This window comes from Polynucleobacter sp. MWH-UH2A (genome assembly GCF_018687195.1).
Taxonomy (GTDB): Bacteria; Pseudomonadota; Gammaproteobacteria; order Burkholderiales; family Burkholderiaceae; genus Polynucleobacter.
Window position 1 is genome coordinate 373,750 of sequence record NZ_CP061321.1, and the last position, 17,356, is coordinate 391,105.

Here is a 17,356-nt window from a genome sequence, read left to right on the forward strand (position 1 = left end):
CTCAGAATAGCAAATTACTCGATAGCTGCCTACTAAGGCCCTGTCTTGACATGGCAAGGCGGACGCAGGTGATAGCCACATTTCATGTGCAATCGCACAATTTTGATAATGATTTATAGTAATTTGAAAAATAAAACAGAGGAGATAGCATGCAGCTAAATATCAATGGCCAGGTTCACAATATTGATGTGGAGCCAAATATGCCCTTGTTATGGGCAATTCGGGAAGTGGTGGGTCTAACGGGCACAAAGTATGGATGTGGGGTCGCGCAATGTGGTGCCTGCACTGTCTATATGAATGGTGAGCCTGTCCGTTCCTGTTCTATTCCAGTATCAGCTGTGGGCGCTGCCAAAATCACCACGATTGAATCGCTCTCCAAAGACAATACGCATCCAGTTCAGAAAGCCTGGATTGCCTTAGATGTTCCTCAGTGCGGATATTGTCAATCTGGTCAAGTAATGGCTGCTGCAGCATTGCTAAAGAGAATTCCAAAGCCAACTGATGCTGATATTGATAATGCAATGTCGAATATTTGTCGTTGTGGCACTTATCAAAAAATTCGTGATGGCATTCATGTGGCATCGGGTCAGAAAAAATTAGCAGAAGTGTTGGCGCAGTACCAGGCTTCTCCAGCAACGCGTGGTTAAGGGGAAGAACATGACACTTGAAAATACTTCACGTCGCGATTTCATTATTAAAGGCACTCTGCTTGGTGGAGGCCTTATGCTGGGTATTGGCGCTCTCCCAGAAAGCGCTGTAGCTCAAACGGGGGCTCAGTATGATCCCAATACGCCTACCAAGGCTGGTGATGCAGAGGTCAATGCCTGGGTCAGCATCAAACCAGATGACACTGTCTATATTCGGATTGCTCGTTCAGAAATGGGCCAAGGTACTCGTACTGGTCTAGCGCAATTAGTGACCGAGGAGTTGGAATGTAATTGGAAGAAAGTAAAAACACAGTCAGCTACTCCAGGCCAAAGCTTGGCACGCAAGCGCGTGTGGGGTGAGCACGGTACTGGCGGTAGTCGTGGCATTCGAATTTCTGAAGACTATGTTCGACGCGGCGCTGCTGCCGCTCGCAGCATGTTGCTCCAAGCGGCTGCAAATCAATGGAATGTTCCTGTTTCAGAGCTAACGGTTGATAAAGGCGTGATTACACACGTACCATCAGGTCGCAAAATAACTTATGGAAAAGTGGCAGAGCTGGCTTCAACCTTAACACCACCTGATCCAAAATCAATCACCTTAAGGGATCCGCGCAAGTGGAAGGTTGCTGGTCAGCCTTATGCGCGCATTGATACCGCCAACAAAGTCAACGGTACCAAGGTGTATGGCGCTGATTTGCAAATGCCAGACATGTTGTGCGCATCTGTGAAGTCCTGCCCGGTATTTGGTGGCAAGCTTGTTAGTTATGACGAGGCAAAGATCCGGGGAATGCGTGGCGTAAAAGGGGTGGTGCAGATTAATGACAGTACCGTTGCCGTAGTGGCCGATACATGGTGGCGTGCAAATACTGCTTTAAATACTTTGCCGATTGTCTGGGATGAGGGTAAAGCAGCAAACGTATCTCAGGATGCGATTAATCAGATGTTGCGCAGCGGCCTAGATGAACAAGGTGACTTCTGGCAGCGCAAGGTAGGAGATGCGCCTCAGGCTATTAATAGCTCAGCTAAAAAAGTTGAAGCTATTTATTTCACGCCATTCCGTGCACACGTCACGATGGAGCCGATGAATGCCACTGTAAAGATTAGCGGTGATCGCGCTGAGGCTTGGGTACCAACCCAAAATGGCGAAGGCTCGTTGGCAGCACTGTCAGAAGCTACTGGCATTCCTCTGGCTAATTGCGAAGTTTATAAGCTTGACTCAGGTTGCGGTCTTGGTCGCCGTGGTTCTACGCAAGACTTTGTGACCTATGCAGCTAAAGTGGCGCAAAAATATCCAGGAACACCTGTAAAAGTGCTGTGGAGTCGTGAAGAAGACATGACGCATGACTACTACCATCCGATCGCGATGGCGAAGATGAGTGCGGGTATTGACAGCAGTGGCAATCTCACTGGTATGCACATCAAGGTGGCGGGCCAGTCTATTAACGCGACACTAGCGCCTTCAGCAATCAAGGATGGAAAAGATGAGCGGCAATTACAAGGTCTTTATGAAAAAGGTCCGGATGCTCAGCTTGGCTATACCTTCCCAACCCTCTTGACTGAATACGTCATGAAAAATACCCATGTACCAGTCGGACCATGGCGTGGGGTTAACACAAACCAAAATGGCATTTTTATGGAATGCTTTATGGATGAGTGCGCCAAGGCAGCGGGTAAAGATCCTGTGAGGTTTAGGCAGGCGGTAATGCAAAACCACCCGAAGCATTTGGGTGTACTCAATGCTGCTGCTGAAAAGGCGAATTGGGATAAGCCTTTGCCTGCAGGTACTTACCGTGGCGTTGCGCAATTCATGGGATATGCCAGTTACTCAGCATGCGTCGCCGAAGTATCGGTAGATGGGAACATGGTGCATGTGAAACGATTAGTATTCGCTTTGAATTCAGGTCATGTTGTGAACCCTTACTTAACACGTGAGCAGATTGAAGGTTCTGTGGCGATGGCTTTGGGGGCAATCTTTAATCCCGAGATTTCTGTTGAGAATGGACGTATCAAGCAACAGAACCTGGATTCATATCCTCTTCTGAAGCTAGCTTCAACCCCCCGAATCGAAACGGTTCTAGTGCCCACTTATGATTTCTGGGGCGGGGTAGGTGAGCCAACGATCTGTGTGGTTGGTCCCGCAGTTGCTAATGCAATTTCAGCAGCAATTGGTAGACCAGTGCGGAACTTCCCGCTGTCTAAAGAAGGTTTAAGTCTCGCTTAAATTCTTGGCTTGTAATATATGGCTTCATCAGTGGAATGATTGATGGAGCCATTTTTATATTTGGCTTACCATGGCGTAATGCAGGCGAATATCAAGCTCTCAAAAAGCATTCTATTTTTTATTGCGCTAATACCGCTAGGGCGCCTATTGTGGTTGGCAAACGGTGATGGCTTGGGAGCTAATCCGATCGAATTCATTACCCGTTCTACAGGCACTTGGGCTTTGGTATTTTTATGTCTCGCCCTTTCGATGACGCCTATGCGCATGATTACGGGCTCTGTCGTATGGATAAAGTATCGCCGTATGCTTGGACTATTTTGTTTCTTTTATGCCTGCCTACATTTTGGAATTTGGTTTTATTTGGATCAAAGCCTAGATTTACAAGCCATGATTCATGATGTTTTCAAGCGCCCATTTATCACGATGGGTTTCTTAAGCCTCATCTTATTACTACCTCTAGCATTCACATCCAATCAATGGTCGATTCGTCGGTTAGGCAAGCGTTGGACGCTATTGCATAAATTGGTTTACATCATCGCCTGTACGGCTATTACTCACTATTGGTGGCATAAAGCTGGGAAAAATGATTTGGGAGCGGTCGCGATTTATGCCGGCATTCTCTTCGGCTTGCTCTCTCTGAGATTGCCAGTGATTCGCGGATGGTTTAAGGCTTAAGCGCTCTATGGCCTAATAAGTTGTCAATCAGAGAAGACCAGCTCTGGAATCGATTCCAAATTTAGCAACTCAAGTGCAGTATCAGGTGTGGCATTAAGCCAGCGGTCAAACAAATCGGGTCGCAATGGAACAACAGTACGTTTTTCATCTTCAGGTTTATGACAACGCCGCATAACTGGATGCTTGCCTGCATCAATGGTCAGCATCGAGAAAGACACAATCAACTCACCGGTTTCTGGTTCAGTCCAGGTGTCCCAAATGGAAGCAATTGCCATTGGCTCTTGATTGGCCTGGCTAATTTTTGTTCTGACTGCTTTCCCGGATTCATAGCAGGGTTCATAAAATGCATCCGCTAACGCTAAAGCGTAGTGGCGCTTTGACCATGCATGCTTATAGGACGGCTTTTCACTAACTGTTTCAGATCGAGAGTTATAGGTTTTTCTGCCGATCTCTTCATCTTTTGCCCAGGCTGGAATAAGTCCAAAGCGGGCTGGGCCCATAGCAGTGCGCTGGGTATTATGGCTCTTTAGAATAATCATTCCCGGATAGGTGGGAAAGACATCATGGGCACTTGATGGTGGTAAATCTAGGTCAAAGTGAGTCTTGACCCAATCAACATTGGCGGTGGTGAGATATTGAACACACATAAAGCTATTTTACTAATGGCAATGCCGGCATGCCGATGTCAGCTGTTAACATTGAGACTCCCAAGATAAGAGAGTCCTCATGAGAAAACTAGTATTCAAAAGCCTATTGATTGTTGCCCTCGGTGGCGTAACAAGCTCTATTTATGCGCAACAAAGTGGTTTGCCAGTTAATGCGGCTGCCTCAGTGAATGGCGTCATCATTACTAATGACATGGTTGAGCAAGGTATCAGAGTTGCTCTGTCTCAAGGTCAAAAAGATTCTCCTGAATTGCGCAAAGCAGTGATCGAGAAATACATCGAAGTGCTATTGCTATCTCAGCAAGCTGAAAAAGATGGCTTGGCAAACTCAGACAAAGCCAATACGCAACTTGCCATGATTCGCCAAAACTACTTGGCTGATTTAGAGCTTGCTACATTTATGGAGAAAAATCCTATTACCGATGCAGATGTACGTGCTGAGTACAATAAGCAAGTAGCATCTTTGGGACCACAGGGCATGATTGTGGAATATAAGATTAGCGATATCGCCGTTGCTACTGAAGCAGATGCTCAAGCAGCTATGAATCGTATTAAAAAAGGCGAAACCTTTGATAAAGTAGCGCGTAGCGTTTCCTTAGCTCCGAATAAAGCTCAGGGCGGTGCAGCTGGCTGGGTTCAGCCTGGACAGCTTCCTCAACCATTATCTGTTGCCATCACCAATCTGAATAAGGGGCAAGTATCTACGCCCATTCAGATGCAAGAAGGTTGGTATCTCGTTAAGCTTGAGGATAAGCGCTCTAGCAAGCCACCAACATTTGAGCAGGCAGAAAAAGCGGTACGTGCAGGCATGATGCAGAAAAAACAATTTGAGTTCTTATCTCAGATTGCTAAAGATTCGAAAATTATCGTTCAGTAAAAAAGGCCCCAAGGGGCCTTTTATTTTTTTATGCTTATTTGCGCTCTAGGGTGACGAAGGCAAAATCAATATTATTTTCTGATCCCGGTACGCGTTCAACTTCTTTCCATTCGGATGCGTTAGGGATTTCAAAGAAGGTGTCACCATCCTCTACGTCAATATCAATCTCCGTTACGTAGAGACGATCCGCTTTATCAAATGCTTGTTTAAAGAGTTGCTCTCCACCAATGACAAATACTCTCGGTGAGTCGGCAAGACTAGCAAGTGCCTCATCTAGCGAACCAGCGAGTTCTGCACCTGTAGGCGAGTAGTCTGCATTACGGCTGACAACGATGTTGCGGCGTCCTGGCAATGGTCGACCAATCGATTCCCAAGTCTTTCTTCCCATGATGACGGGGTGACCCATGGTGACGCGTTTAAAAAACTGGAGATCCGCTGAGATTTTCCAGGGCATCTGGTTATCGCGGCCAATCACGTGATTACGTGAGCGGGCAACAATCATCGAGATAGCAGCTTGAGTCATAAGCAATCTTATACGGCTACAGGAGCTTTGATGTGTGGATGGGATTCGTAGCCAATGATTTCAAAGTCCTCAAACTCATAATCAAAGATTGAGTTTGGTTTGCGGAGGATATTGAGTTTCGGCAGTGGGAAAAAGTCTCTAGATAGCTGTAGATTCACTTGCTCAAGGTGATTGCTATATAAGTGGCAGTCACCACCGGTCCAAATAAAATCACCCACTTCTAAATTGCATTGTTGCGCCATCATATGGGTCAGCAAGGCATAACTTGCGATATTAAATGGCACGCCTAAGAAGATGTCTGCACTGCGTTGATAAAGTTGGCAAGAAAGTTTGCCGTCAGCAACATAGAACTGAAAGAAAGCATGGCAAGGTGCCAAAGCCATACGCGGAATATCGGCCACGTTCCAGGCAGAAACAATAATGCGACGAGAATCCGGATTTTTCTTGATAGTCTCTACAACCTCAGAGATTTGATCAATGTGTTGACCATTGGGTGCTGGCCATGAGCGCCATTGATAACCGTAGATGGGGCCAAGATCACCATCTGGTGCGGCCCATTCATTCCAAATCGATACGCCACGTTCTTTCAGCCAATTGTTGTCAGTGCTACCTTTGAGAAACCAAAGCAATTCATAAATGATGGATTTCAGGTGCAGCTTCTTGGTGGTCATCATTGGAAAGCCGTCTGCCAAGTTAAAGCGCATCTGATGGCCAAATACAGAGATCGTGCCTGTTCCAGTCCGGTCGGACTTATTAACGCCCTTGGCAAGGACTTCTTTCATGAGATCGTGATATTGGCGCATAGATATTAGGTTGGTAACTAAATAAAGGGCTAAATAGGGTTAATAAGGGATAGCTTACTCGAATGTCGGGGGCTGCACCCCAAGTGCTTTATGTAGCTTGGGCGAGGTAGTGGTGTATTGCAGTTGAATCTGTTTTTCAGGGTTTAGATAGGCAGCCGCAGCAAAGGCCGCCAAGGCAGCCTCATGAAAGCCAGACAAAATGAGCTTCTTTTTTCCAGGGTAGATATTGATATCACCGACTGCATAAATGCCTGGAATGCTAGTCTGAAATTGCTCGGTATCGACAGCGATTTGTTTGCGGTCGATATCCAATCCCCAGCCAGCGATTGGACCCAATTTTGGAGAAAGTCCAAAGAAGATCAAAAGATCATCTAATGCCAATGATTGAGAATTGCCTTCAATATCGTCCACGGTAACGTTGGTCAAAATTCCATCATGAATATCAAGATTAGTAATTTGGCCAATCAGTAACTGAATTTTTCCGTCTGCGCAGAGATCGCGCATTTTTGCAATGGATTGGGGCGCCGCTTTAAATTCATTGCGACGATGAATTAGAGTGACGCTTGCTGCAATATTCGCAAAATACAAAGCCCAATCCAATGCGGCGTCTCCACCACCACAGATGACAACGTGTTTTCCTGAGAATCGCTCTGGCTGTTTGACGTGATAGAAAACTTGTTTCCCAACCAAGGGCTCAATACCTTCAAGGTTGAGTAGTCTGGGCTGGAAGGCGCCAACGCCAGCGGCAATAAATACGGTTTTTGCCAGGAAAGATTTATCTTGTGAGGTTTTTAAAAGAAAGCGACCATCCCCTTGTCGCTCAAGGCCGGCAACTTCTTGCCCCAAATGAAATTGCGGTTTAAACGGCTCGATTTGTTTTAGAAGATTGCTAACAAGTTCTCGACCAGTGCATACGGGCACTGCAGGAATGTCATAGATAGGCTTGTCGGGATAGAGTTCGATGCATTGACCTCCAATTTCTGGCAATGCATCTATGACGTGCACCTTAATTTCTAGGAGGCCAAGTTCAAAAACTTGAAAGAGCCCCACAGGACCTGCGCCAATGATGACTGCATCAGCTTCTGTGGGGGAGTGCAAGGGAAATTCTCTTATTGGTTAAAAGCGCAGATGATTTACTTCGCCAACTGATCGAGTTTGTTTTTGACGTCTTTCCACTCTTCTGCATCAGGAAGCGCTGCTTTAGATTTAGTGATTGAAGTCCAAGATGGAGCCAGTTCGGCGTTGAGCTTAATAAAGGCTTGTTGATCGCCTGGCACATCATCTTCAGCGTAAATTGCATTTACTGGGCACTCTGGAACACAAACTGCGCAATCGATGCACTCGTCTGGATCAATTACCAAAAAATTAGGGCCTTCACGGAAGCAATCGACTGGGCAAACATCAACGCAGTCGGTGTATTTGCAGCGGATGCAGGATTCGGTAACAACGTAAGTCATGGTTTTAATGAATGGAGCCCGAAAGTTGGGGCTACTAAGTTGTAAAACATCAATTTTAGCCGAAATACCCCAATCTATTTGAGGTAAAGTTCCCCCTATGAATACACAGACTAATCCCCAAAATACCAGTACAAAACCCAAAATTCTGGTCGCTAGAGCGATATTTCCTGAAGCTTTAGCTAAATTAGAGGAGACCTTCGAGGTTCGGTCTAATCAGGAAGATGTCATTTTCACGCCCGAGCAGTTGCAAAAAGAACTCTCTGGAGTAGCGGGTGCTTTAGTAGCGGGAAGTGAGCGCATCGATGCAAATGCTTTGGCAAATGCAAAAGATTTGAAAGTCGTCGCCAATATTTCAGTGGGTTATAACAACTTTGACGTACCGGCAATTACTGCTGCTGGCGTAATGGCGACAAATACGCCGGACGTGCTAACCGATACCACAGCCGATTTTGGTTTCGCATTGCTGATGGCAACTGCTAGAAGAATTACAGAATCAGAGCATTGGGTGCGAGCAGGTCATTGGGATAAATGGTCCATTGTGAATAATCCACTCGGCATGGATTTGCATCACAGCACCATCGGCATCATCGGTATGGGCCGTATTGGGCAGGGTATCGCTAAACGTGCGCTTGGATTTGGCATGAATGTGATTTATCACAACCGCAGTCGTTTATCAGACGCTGATGAAAAAGCCTGCGGAGCAAAGTATGTTTCAAAGGAAGAGTTATTGCGTTCAGCCGATCACGTTGTCTTGGTTTTGCCGTACACGCCCGAGAGTCATCACACCATTGGCGCAAAAGAAATTGCCTTGATGAAACCCACAGCAACCCTGATAAACATTGCTCGGGGCGGCATTGTGGACGATCTTGCTTTAGCCCAAGCTCTGAAAGAGAAAAAGATATTTGCTGCTGGTTTAGATGTCTTTGAAGGTGAGCCCAAAGTTAACCCTGAATTACTGAAATTAAGCAATGTTGTGCTAGCTCCGCATATTGCCAGTGCAACTGAGAAGACACGGAGAGCCATGGTGGATTTGGCTATTGAGAATCTAATAGCTGCGCTGTCCGGAAAAAAACCACCAAGCCTAATTAATGCGGAAGTTTTTAAAGGCTAAGCAATAACGATCACGAATCATGATCTACAAAATAAAAAAATGCCGAGATATCTCGGCATTTTTTTATTGAGTCTAGTTAATCTAGGAAATCACTCGGCTTCAATTTCTTCTGGAAGTTCTCGAAGCGCAAGTTCAATACCACCAAATTTTCCAGCAACCCAGTTGTAGACTTTGCATGCCACCCAGAGCAGACCAAAGCCCAGCAAGGCATTCAGAATTAAGGCAGACAGAACGGTAAAGCCAGGAATGGCGCCATCACGAATGAAGGCAACAAACAAAGCAAGCAAGACAATGGGAACCGAGAAACAGAGGTAAACCAATACAAGTGTTTTGGCTGTATGTGTTGGGTCTAGGAAGGCGAGTTCTTTTTTAGTTAATTTCATGATGGTGCAATCTTAAAGCAGTCCATCAAAAAGCGCTATATCTACCCACTCACCAGCAGCAACATTTCCTTGTTCGTGATTCAGAATGACGAAGCAGTTTGCCTCACTCATAGAGCGCAAAATACCTGCGCCTTGACTGCCTGTGAGTTTTACACTGGGCTTGCCTTCTGCATTGCGCCCTAGGATGGCGCGCTGAAATTCCGTACGGCCTGGTTTTTTCCGAATCGCTGTTTCAGAGATAGCTTGCACTAATGGAGCCTCTGTTTGGCTTGCACCATTGAGTTGCAGTAAAGCGCTACGAACAAATTGATAGAAGGTCACCATGACGGCAACAGGGTTGCCAGGCAGGCCAAAGAATAGGGTTTTGCTCGCTGAAACCTTACCGGGAACTGGCCTTAATGTGCCAAATGCCATGGGGCGTCCTGGCCGCATTGCGATTTTCCAGAAGCCGACATCTCCTAGTTCTTGCATGATTTGTTTTGTGAAATCCGCTTCCCCAACGGATACCCCACCAGAGGAAATCAGCACATCTGCTTTTGAGGCTGCATCAATAAAGGCATTCTTGAGTGAGGTCGGATCATCGCGCACAATTCCGCAGTCAATAATTTCGAGATTGAGGCGATTGAGAAGTCCGGTCAAGCTGTAGCGATTACTGTCATAAATGCTGCCAACATCCAAAGTTTGATCTAGGGAGCGAAGTTCGTTCCCGGAAGATAGAATCGCGACCTTCAATTTGCGCTTTACTTTGAGCGCGCTAATGCCGAGTGAAGCGGCTAAACCTAGGTCCGATGGACGCAGTAATCTTCCTGCAAAAATGGCTGGCTTACCCTTTTGCAGATCTTCTCCACGTAAGCGCCGATTTTCACCAGCCTTCAGTTGATTGGCTTGAAAGCGGACATGCTCAGAATCGGGGCTAGTTGTAAATTCCTGAGGAATGACAGTATTGCAATCGCTTGGCATCACTGCGCCAGTCATGATCTTGAGGCATTCGCCGCTGGCAATCGTGCCTGTAAAGGGTTTGCCAGCTAGGGCAGTCCCTACAACGCGTAGGCTGATCTCAGTTTGACCGCCTTCTAAACATTTCCCATGAAACGCATAGCCATCCATGGCCGAATTATCTGCGGCTGGTACATCGATGGGTGACAGCAGGTCTTGCGCCAGAATGCGATTAATGGCTTGATCAAGTGGAACGGTTTCAATAGTGCCGTGAGTATTGCTTAATTGTGCCTCTTGTAAAAGTTCATTTACTAAATTAGCAATTGCCTTTCGGGCTTCATCCACATGTAGTGATGAAGTAAGTAATATTGGATCATTAGGTGATTGACTCATGACGCCGCCTCAAGAGATTGCAATTCTTCTGGAGTATTGGCATTTGCAAAGGCTTGGGCATCATCAAAAATGACTGTGCCACTTTTGAGTTCTTTGAACCAGCGATCAATTTTGAGATCACCTTTGCTTAAAAACGAATTTAAAGAATCTTGCAAATTTGTACGCATCAAACAAAAAACGGGTTGTGCCCAAACCTCCCCATCAGTCTCTTTACTAGATGCGTAGACTAAATCCAATTCGTTGCGCTCTAGCTCGTTAGCAAGCTTGAGGCCTAGATCTTCCGGGAATAAAGGTGAATCGCAGGGAGTGGTCAGTAAATAAGGAGTCTTGCAATTCTTAAGACCCATTAGGAATCCTGCAAGCGGGCCTGAGAAGTCGGGGGTCTCGTCCATGATGACGGGGTAGCCATAGGCGGCGTACTTGGTAATGTTGCGATTGGCATTAATCAGAATAAATCCAACCTGCGTTTTCAGTCGTTGGATAGTTGCTTCAATTAATGGTTTTTGATGAAAGGGAACAAGGCCTTTATCAATTCCGCCCATGCGTTGCGCACGACCACCAGCCAATATCAAGCCTGTAATTTGTTTAGCGGAAATCATTAACCACCTATGTAAGACATTTCAACCTTGCGACCACCGGTTGATTGATCTGCTGTGTGTGATCCCCGAATTTCTGAATAGTGATCATCACGGGTAGACCACGTATTCATGATGGCGTTGGCAATTTCTAAATCAGTCTTGCCTGAGCGCAAAAGGGTTTTGAAATCAAATCCTGAATTAGCAAACAGACATAAATACATTTGGCCATCTGTAGAGATTCTGGCGCGGGTACATTCATGGCAAAAGGTTTGGGTGACGCTGGAAATCACCCCAATTTCACCGCTGCCATCTTGATAGCGCCAGCGCTGCGCTACCTCGCCTGTGTAGTTTGGCTCTGCTGATACCAATGGGAATGCTTCATTGATGCGGGCAATCACCTCTTTGGAGGGAAGAACTTCGGTCATGTTCCAGCCATTCGAACTGCCAACATCCATAAATTCAATAAAGCGCAGGATGATGCCACTGCCTTTGAAGTGCTTGGCCATCGCAACGATCTCGTGATCGTTTGTACCTTTCTTCACCACCATATTGACTTTGATGTTCTCAAAGCCTACTTCTTGTGCGGCCGCAATGCCATCCAAAACATCAGCAACTGGAAAATCCACATCATTCATTTTCCGAAAGACTGCATCATCTAATCCATCAAGACTCACGGTGAGTCTATGTAAGCCCGCAGCTTTAAGACCGGCTGCCTTTTTGCGCAAAATACTGCCATTAGTGGTTAGCGTTAAATCTAATGGTTTGCCTGCTGGAGTGCGAATGGCTGCCAGCATTTCAATGAGTACTTCCAGATTTTTACGAAGTAAAGGCTCGCCACCAGTCAAGCGAATTTTTTCAACGCCTAGACCGGAGAAAATGGTCGTTAGACGAGTAATTTCTTCAAAGCTTAATAATTCTTTGTGAGCAAGGTAAGGGTAGTTTTGATCGAATACTTCCTTTGGCATGCAGTAAGTGCAGCGGAAGTTGCAACGATCTGTTACTGAGATGCGTAGATCACGTAAGGAGCGACCGCGAGTATCTTTAGTGTGACCATGAGGTGAATGCAATTGCGTGCCAATGCTTGGTGCAAGGCCTTTGCCTTCATCAATGCGAATGGGGATAACTTTAGATGGATTGGGAATTGCTTTTTCGACCATATCCCCAATTATGGCTTTGAAACCAGCTTTCTGCCAAACCGCCCAAAATCCTTTTGGGATATCGGGCGGCTTAGAGAAAAGAGGTTTGGGTGCTAACTGTCTTAAACGGTTTTTTCTTGGCCGCCAGTTTCCACGAGGACCATAGGACCTTCAGGAAGTGTTGCGGCAGGCTTTGGTGTGCGACCTAAGTTATGCACTACTGTCTCAGCTTGAATTTGTGTTTGCACTTCTGCATGCTTGGATGTATCAGTTGCAACCCAAATCATGCCTGCGGATTGCACAACGCTATGTAGCGGAGTTTCTTCGAGTGCTTGGAAAGCCACCTTTGGAAGCTCTGGTACAGGCTTGGCAATCACTTCAATGGCGCTTACAGAAGCAGCTGTTGCAGGTGCTGGTGATGTTGCTGGAACTGGTGCTGCAGCAGGAGTATTTTGCTCGGAGCGAGATTCACGTGGTGGGCGTGATGAGCGCTCAGATCGCCCTTGCTTTTGGCTTGCAGGCTTAGCATTACTAAAACTGCTCACAATGTTTTGAATCGGCATGCTCGCAGATGCGCCAGCCATTCCTACGGGGGGTCCGCTGAAAGGGCTGACAGATGCAGTAGATCCCTCAGATGAGGCGCTGCCACGTTCATTGCGATTGCGTCCGCGACCACGACGATTGCGACCACGACCACGACGCTCCTCACCATCAGCGCCGGTAGCTGCTTCATTGCCAGGAGCTGCTTCTGTTGCAGGTGTTACTGCCGCAGCATTAGCTTGATTGTTGTTGCGGTTTGCGTTTTGCTCAGTCTTCGGACCGCTTTGATTGCCTTGGTTGCGATTGTTGTTGCGGTTATTGCCATTGCGATTATTCGCGCCTTCAGCATTTCCACCTTCTGCAGCATTTGCAGCTGGACGTTCGCCACGACGATTACGTCCGCGATTGCGGTCACGGTTATTGCCATTGCGACCTTGATTGCGACCACGGTTACCACTTGGTGCTGTCTTTTCTTCTACCGCTGGAGAGGAAGAAAGGAGTTTTTTGATGAAGCCAAAGAAGCCGCCAGAACTCTCTGTTGTGGTTTTCTCTGCGCGTGCAGGACGTGGCTGAGCCACTGGCGCAGGTTGTGTTGGAGTAATGCCCTTAACAGCTGCCTCTGGGCGCGCTTTCACATCCGCGTCTTTACGACTTACTGTCGTATCAGTCTCTAGTTCACGCGCAGCTTCTTCAGCCATCACATAGCTAGCTTTTTGATCATCCAAACGAGGATCGTCATGGCGTAAGCGCTCAAGCTTGTAATGTGGAGTCTCTAAATGCTTGTTCGGAACCAAGAGTACGTTGACCTTGAAGCGTGTTTCGATCTTGATCACTTCAGCACGTTTCTCATTTAACAAGAATGCGGCTACTTCAACCGGAACCTGAGTATGAATCGCCGCAGTATTCTCTTTCATAGCCTCTTCTTGAATGATCCGTAGCACTTGCAATGCAGATGATTCAGCATCACGAATATGACCAGTGCCATTACAGCGTGGACAGGTTACGTGGCTACCTTCGGAAAGTGCAGGACGCAAACGTTGGCGTGACATTTCCATCAAGCCAAATTTAGAGATCTTGCCCATCTGTACACGGGCACGATCATGGCGCAGGGCATCACGTAAGCGATTCTCAACGTCTTTTTGTGCTTTGCTTGACTCCATGTCGATGAAGTCAATCACAATCAAGCCGCCCAAGTCACGCAGACGTGCTTGACGAGCAATTTCATCGGCAGCTTCTAAGTTCGTGCGAGTCGCAGTTTCTTCAATATCAGAACCACGAGTTGCGCGAGCGGAGTTAACGTCGACAGAAACAAGCGCTTCTGTGTGGTCGATCACGATTGCGCCGCCAGATGGCAATGGCACAGTACGAGAGTATGCGGTCTCGATTTGATGTTCGATTTGGAAACGAGAGAAAAGCGGCACATCATCTTGATAGCGCTTTACTCGTGGCAAGTTATCCGGCATGACCACTGACATAAAGGCAGCGGCTTGCTCATAGATATCGTCGGTATCAATGAGGATCTCACCAATATCTGGCTGGAAGTAATCGCGGATCGCGCGAATCACCAAGCTAGATTCAAGGTAAATGAGTAATGGTGCAGAGTTGCCTTTGGCAGCCTCATCAATCGCTTTCCACAATTGCAAGAGATAGCTTAAGTCCCACTGCAGTTCAGTAGCGTCACGCCCAATACCTGCTGTTCGAGCAATAATGCTCATGCCATCAGGCACTTCTAATTGAGCCATCGCTTCACGGAGTTCTTGACGGTCTTCGCCTTCAATGCGACGAGAAACGCCACCTCCACGAGGGTTATTTGGCATTAATACCAAGTAGCGTCCAGCTAATGAGATAAAGGAGGTAAGCGCAGCGCCTTTTTGGCCGCGCTCTTCTTTTTCTACCTGAACAATGATTTCTTGACCTTCGCGTAGGGCATCCTTAATGGATGCGTTGCGAACATCAATACCTTCCTTGAAATAGGCTCTAGCAACCTCCTTAAATGGCAGGAAGCCATGACGCTCTTCACCATAGTTAACAAAGCAGGCCTCAAGGGAAGGCTCAATACGAGTAATAACACCTTTGTAAATATTGCCTTTGCGCTGTTCGCGACCGGCAGCTTCGATATCAATATCGATAAGTTTTTGGCCATCGACGATGGCAACACGCAACTCTTCTTGTTGAGTTGCATTAAACAACATGCGTTTCATAACACTCTCCTGTTTGGGAGGTGGAAGTAAGCCGGTGCGTTAGGGGACAGATTGAATACCGCCTTGGACTAAGCCATAGCGGTGTGAAAGTGTGGAGCATGCAAATCTGGGCACTTTTTGCCTAGTTCACCCAGTTAACGTTTGGTTAAATCGGTGCCACACTTGACGATCGCCGCAGAGACCTCCTTTAGGTCATCGATGCAGGCGCGCGCCTGAAAACTGTCATCTAATCGCGGGTCGCGGCATACGGCACACCAACCCTGCGCCTCATTTAACAGGGGAGGGGCAACCCCGGGAGTCTATTTAAGGGCGACTCCAAGCTCCAATATTCATACCGAACTTCGGTAGGGATCTAGTCAAAAATCGGCTAGAGCGTTGATTATACGGCACAAGTTGAATGAGAATGGGGTATTGTTGAGTCCCTTGACACCTTTTTTCGGGGTGGCAAGAGAAATAAACCATGAAATCCAACCCAGTTTCTAAGTCTAAAGTAGCCCAAGCGCGAGCACCAGCGGCAGTTCATTTGCAGACTATTGGCCCGGAAGAGGCCGGCCAACGCCTGGACAACTATTTGCTGCGTTGGGCAAAAGGGGTTCCTAAAAGCCATGTTTATCGAATTATTCGCTCAGGTGAGGTCCGGGTAAATAAGAAGCGAGCAGAGCCAACCACTCGCTTAGTTGAGGGTGATGTGGTCCGAGTTCCCCCCGTCAGAATTGCTGAGCAAGCTCAAATGGCTAGCGTGAATGCTGCACAAACCAAGTCACGGGCCCATGCTTATTTGGACAAAATGCCAGTTTTGTTTGAGGATGAGGCGCTGTTAATTGTGGATAAACCATCCGGACTTGCTGTTCATGGTGGATCTGGAATTGCTCTGGGGGTAATTGAGACCTTGCGGATTGCTCGCCCCGAACTGAAGTTTTTGGAGTTGGTGCATCGTTTAGATAGAGATACTTCAGGAGTTCTGTTACTTGCCAAAAAGCGTAGCGCTTTGGTGGAGATGCATCGTCAGATACGTGAGAATCAAACAGACAAGCGCTATTACTTACTTGCCCATGGTGAAATTAAACAGGGCGCACAAGTGATGCAACTTAAATATCCCCTGCATAAATACTTGTTGGCCAATGGCGAGCGTCGTGTGCGCGTTGACCCAGAGGGCTTGCCAAGTCATACGGCCTTGCGAGTGAATAAGGTGATGAGACGCGAAGATGTAGCTATTACCTTAGCTGAAGCTCAATTAAAAACAGGACGCACTCATCAAATACGTGTGCATCTTCAAAAATTAGGACACGCTATTTTGGGCGACGATAAATACGGCTTTGAAGATCAAGATAAGCAGATCAAGTCCAAGCGCTTGTATTTGCATGCACATCTTGCTGGCTTCACTCATCCGCGTACCGGTGAGAAGATGCGCATTGAATCCCCTATACCGGCCGAATTTACCACCATGATGAAAACCTTTGAGCAAGTAAACAGTACCCAAGAATGACCCCAGTAGAAAAAGCCGATCGCCGTTACGACCTGATTGTTTGGGATTGGGATGGAACCATCATGGATTCCACGCCAACAATCGTGCATTGCATTCAACAAGCGTGTCGTGATCTGGGATTTAAAGAGCCAGACGATACCTTGGCAAGTTCTGTAATTGGTTTAGGAATACAAGACTCCTTGCGCAGAGCAGTTCCCTGGATTGAGCCAAGGCATTTTCAGCAATTGACGGATCGTTTTCGTTATCACTATTTAGCAAAAGATCATGAGTTGGATTTGTTCGTAGGCATTCGTGAGTTGTTGGAGGAGTTAAGGGCGGACCAGTTTTTATTGGGCGTTGCCACAGGTAAATCAAGAGTGGGATTGAATCTTTCTTTGAATCATCATCAGATCGGCCATCTCTTTCACGAGACCAGAACTGCGGATGAATCTTTTTCTAAGCCCCATCCTGGAATGTTGCTAGAACTGTCTGATATGACCCAAGTACCAACACGCCGCATGCTGATGATTGGCGACACTACCCATGATTTAGATATGGCTGCAAATGCGGGAGTGGATGCAGTTGCTGTGACCTATGGAGCTCATCCGCCAGACGTCTTAAAGGCATCACCATCATTGACGCATGTAGATGATGTCGCCCAGTTATCGCGGTGGCTAAAGGCCAATGTGTAATTGAATATATTGAAAATAGCAAAATACAATTTAGAAGCAGAAATATTGAGAAA

17 protein-coding genes are annotated in these 17,356 nt (G+C 46.8%); 7 read left to right on the forward strand and 10 right to left on the reverse strand.

Translation table 11 applies throughout. The annotated features are described in order from the left end of the window. Positions 1-149 precede the first annotated feature (149 nt). The 3 genes from IC571_RS02015 to msrQ are packed head-to-tail and all read left to right on the forward strand — an operon-like array spanning position 150 to position 3,543. Positions 150-647, forward strand: coding sequence for a (2Fe-2S)-binding protein (locus IC571_RS02015; RefSeq protein ID WP_173955144.1), 498 nt, complete (start codon positions 150-152; stop codon positions 645-647). Between the two features lie 10 nt (positions 648-657). Then, complete coding sequence (locus IC571_RS02020) at positions 658-2,868, forward strand: xanthine dehydrogenase family protein molybdopterin-binding subunit (RefSeq protein WP_215317182.1); 2,211 nt, start codon at positions 658-660, stop codon at positions 2,866-2,868. A gap of 42 nt (positions 2,869-2,910) precedes the next feature. After that, positions 2,911-3,543 (forward strand): protein-methionine-sulfoxide reductase heme-binding subunit MsrQ, encoded by a 633-nt coding sequence (msrQ, locus tag IC571_RS02025; RefSeq protein WP_251373474.1) that lies wholly within the window; start codon positions 2,911-2,913, stop codon positions 3,541-3,543. A 23-nt stretch (positions 3,544-3,566) separates the two neighbouring features. On the opposite strand, the gene IC571_RS02030 is transcribed toward msrQ, so the two are convergent. Continuing rightward, complete coding sequence (locus tag IC571_RS02030) at positions 3,567-4,190, reverse strand: SOS response-associated peptidase (protein ID WP_215317183.1); 624 nt, start codon at positions 4,188-4,190, stop codon at positions 3,567-3,569. Between the two features lie 79 nt (positions 4,191-4,269). Between IC571_RS02030 and IC571_RS02035 the strand changes: the two genes are divergently transcribed. Beyond that, positions 4,270-5,085: a peptidyl-prolyl cis-trans isomerase gene (locus IC571_RS02035; RefSeq protein WP_215317184.1), complete on the forward strand. Its 816-nt coding sequence runs from the start codon at positions 4,270-4,272 to the stop codon at positions 5,083-5,085. 34 nt (positions 5,086-5,119) lie between these two features. On the opposite strand, the gene IC571_RS02040 is transcribed toward IC571_RS02035, so the two are convergent. From IC571_RS02040 to fdxA, 4 genes are read right to left on the reverse strand one after another with little or no spacing between them, the layout of a single operon-like run. Then, complete coding sequence (locus IC571_RS02040; protein WP_215317185.1) at positions 5,120-5,608, reverse strand: dihydrofolate reductase; 489 nt, start codon at positions 5,606-5,608, stop codon at positions 5,120-5,122. Positions 5,609-5,616: 8 nt separating this feature from the next. Further along, the gene (locus IC571_RS02045; RefSeq protein ID WP_215317186.1) at positions 5,617-6,411 is read right to left on the reverse strand and encodes a thymidylate synthase; all 795 of its coding nucleotides are present in this window, start codon (positions 6,409-6,411) and stop codon (positions 5,617-5,619) included. Positions 6,412-6,465: 54 nt separating this feature from the next. Beyond that, a complete protein-coding gene (locus IC571_RS02050; protein WP_251373476.1) occupies positions 6,466-7,509 on the reverse strand; it encodes an NAD(P)/FAD-dependent oxidoreductase in 1,044 nt (347 codons plus the stop codon). 35 nt (positions 7,510-7,544) lie between these two features. Next, a complete protein-coding gene (fdxA, locus tag IC571_RS02055; protein WP_215317187.1) occupies positions 7,545-7,868 on the reverse strand; it encodes a ferredoxin FdxA in 324 nt (107 codons plus the stop codon). Between the two features lie 97 nt (positions 7,869-7,965). On the opposite strand from fdxA, the gene IC571_RS02060 reads away from it, so the two are divergent. Next, the gene (locus IC571_RS02060; RefSeq protein WP_215317188.1) at positions 7,966-8,979 is read left to right on the forward strand and encodes a D-glycerate dehydrogenase; all 1,014 of its coding nucleotides are present in this window, start codon (positions 7,966-7,968) and stop codon (positions 8,977-8,979) included. Between the two features lie 89 nt (positions 8,980-9,068). On the opposite strand, the gene IC571_RS02065 is transcribed toward IC571_RS02060, so the two are convergent. The 5 genes from IC571_RS02065 to IC571_RS02085 all read right to left on the reverse strand — a co-directional run bounded on the left by IC571_RS02065 (position 9,069) and on the right by IC571_RS02085 (position 15,146). Further along, positions 9,069-9,362, reverse strand: a complete 294-nt coding sequence (locus tag IC571_RS02065; protein ID WP_114639669.1) for a hypothetical protein — start codon at positions 9,360-9,362, stop codon at positions 9,069-9,071. Between the two features lie 12 nt (positions 9,363-9,374). Further along, on the reverse strand, positions 9,375-10,691 hold the full coding sequence (glp, locus tag IC571_RS02070; RefSeq protein WP_215317189.1) for a gephyrin-like molybdotransferase Glp: 1,317 nt from the start codon (positions 10,689-10,691) through the stop codon (positions 9,375-9,377). Continuing rightward, the gene (gene mobA / locus IC571_RS02075; RefSeq protein WP_215317190.1) at positions 10,688-11,290 is read right to left on the reverse strand and encodes a molybdenum cofactor guanylyltransferase MobA; all 603 of its coding nucleotides are present in this window, start codon (positions 11,288-11,290) and stop codon (positions 10,688-10,690) included. Before mobA ends, glp begins: the two co-directional genes overlap by 4 nt. Further along, positions 11,290-12,426, reverse strand: coding sequence for a GTP 3',8-cyclase MoaA (moaA, locus tag IC571_RS02080; protein WP_215317191.1), 1,137 nt, complete (start codon positions 12,424-12,426; stop codon positions 11,290-11,292). Before moaA ends, mobA begins: the two co-directional genes overlap by 1 nt. 101 nt (positions 12,427-12,527) lie before the next feature. Beyond that, the gene (locus IC571_RS02085) at positions 12,528-15,146 is read right to left on the reverse strand and encodes an Rne/Rng family ribonuclease (protein WP_215317192.1); all 2,619 of its coding nucleotides are present in this window, start codon (positions 15,144-15,146) and stop codon (positions 12,528-12,530) included. 460 nt (positions 15,147-15,606) lie between these two features. Here IC571_RS02085 and IC571_RS02090 point away from each other — a divergent pair, with 460 nt between their 5' ends. Then, positions 15,607-16,632, forward strand: a complete 1,026-nt coding sequence (locus IC571_RS02090) for an RluA family pseudouridine synthase (RefSeq protein WP_215317193.1) — start codon at positions 15,607-15,609, stop codon at positions 16,630-16,632. Continuing rightward, a complete protein-coding gene (locus IC571_RS02095; RefSeq protein ID WP_215317194.1) occupies positions 16,629-17,303 on the forward strand; it encodes an HAD-IA family hydrolase in 675 nt (224 codons plus the stop codon). Before IC571_RS02090 ends, IC571_RS02095 begins: the two co-directional genes overlap by 4 nt. The last annotated feature ends 53 nt before the right edge of the window (positions 17,304-17,356 follow it).

Excerpts from the sequence above, each read along its gene's own strand:
- mobA (WP_215317190.1), bottom strand. The coding sequence starts at position 11,290 with ATGATTTCCGCTAAACAAATTACAGGCTTGATATTGGCTGGTGGTCGT.
- IC571_RS02030 (WP_215317183.1), bottom strand. The coding sequence starts at position 4,190 with ATGTGTGTTCAATATCTCACCACCGCCAATGTTGATTGGGTCAAGACT.
- IC571_RS02040 (WP_215317185.1), bottom strand. The coding sequence starts at position 5,608 with ATGACTCAAGCTGCTATCTCGATGATTGTTGCCCGCTCACGTAATCAC.
- IC571_RS02065 (WP_114639669.1), bottom strand. The coding sequence starts at position 9,362 with ATGAAATTAACTAAAAAAGAACTCGCCTTCCTAGACCCAACACATACA.
- IC571_RS02095 (WP_215317194.1), top strand. The coding sequence starts at position 16,629 with ATGACCCCAGTAGAAAAAGCCGATCGCCGTTACGACCTGATTGTTTGG.
- IC571_RS02090 (WP_215317193.1), top strand. The coding sequence starts at position 15,607 with ATGAAATCCAACCCAGTTTCTAAGTCTAAAGTAGCCCAAGCGCGAGCA.
- IC571_RS02060 (WP_215317188.1), top strand. The coding sequence starts at position 7,966 with ATGAATACACAGACTAATCCCCAAAATACCAGTACAAAACCCAAAATT.
- IC571_RS02045 (WP_215317186.1), bottom strand. The coding sequence starts at position 6,411 with ATGCGCCAATATCACGATCTCATGAAAGAAGTCCTTGCCAAGGGCGTT.
- glp (WP_215317189.1), bottom strand. The coding sequence starts at position 10,691 with ATGAGTCAATCACCTAATGATCCAATATTACTTACTTCATCACTACAT.
- IC571_RS02035 (WP_215317184.1), top strand. The coding sequence starts at position 4,270 with ATGAGAAAACTAGTATTCAAAAGCCTATTGATTGTTGCCCTCGGTGGC.
- IC571_RS02015 (WP_173955144.1), top strand. The coding sequence starts at position 150 with ATGCAGCTAAATATCAATGGCCAGGTTCACAATATTGATGTGGAGCCA.
- fdxA (WP_215317187.1), bottom strand. The coding sequence starts at position 7,868 with ATGACTTACGTTGTTACCGAATCCTGCATCCGCTGCAAATACACCGAC.
- IC571_RS02085 (WP_215317192.1), bottom strand. The coding sequence starts at position 15,146 with ATGAAACGCATGTTGTTTAATGCAACTCAACAAGAAGAGTTGCGTGTT.
- IC571_RS02020 (WP_215317182.1), top strand. The coding sequence starts at position 658 with ATGACACTTGAAAATACTTCACGTCGCGATTTCATTATTAAAGGCACT.
- msrQ (WP_251373474.1), top strand. The coding sequence starts at position 2,911 with ATGGAGCCATTTTTATATTTGGCTTACCATGGCGTAATGCAGGCGAAT.
- moaA (WP_215317191.1), bottom strand. The coding sequence starts at position 12,426 with ATGGTCGAAAAAGCAATTCCCAATCCATCTAAAGTTATCCCCATTCGC.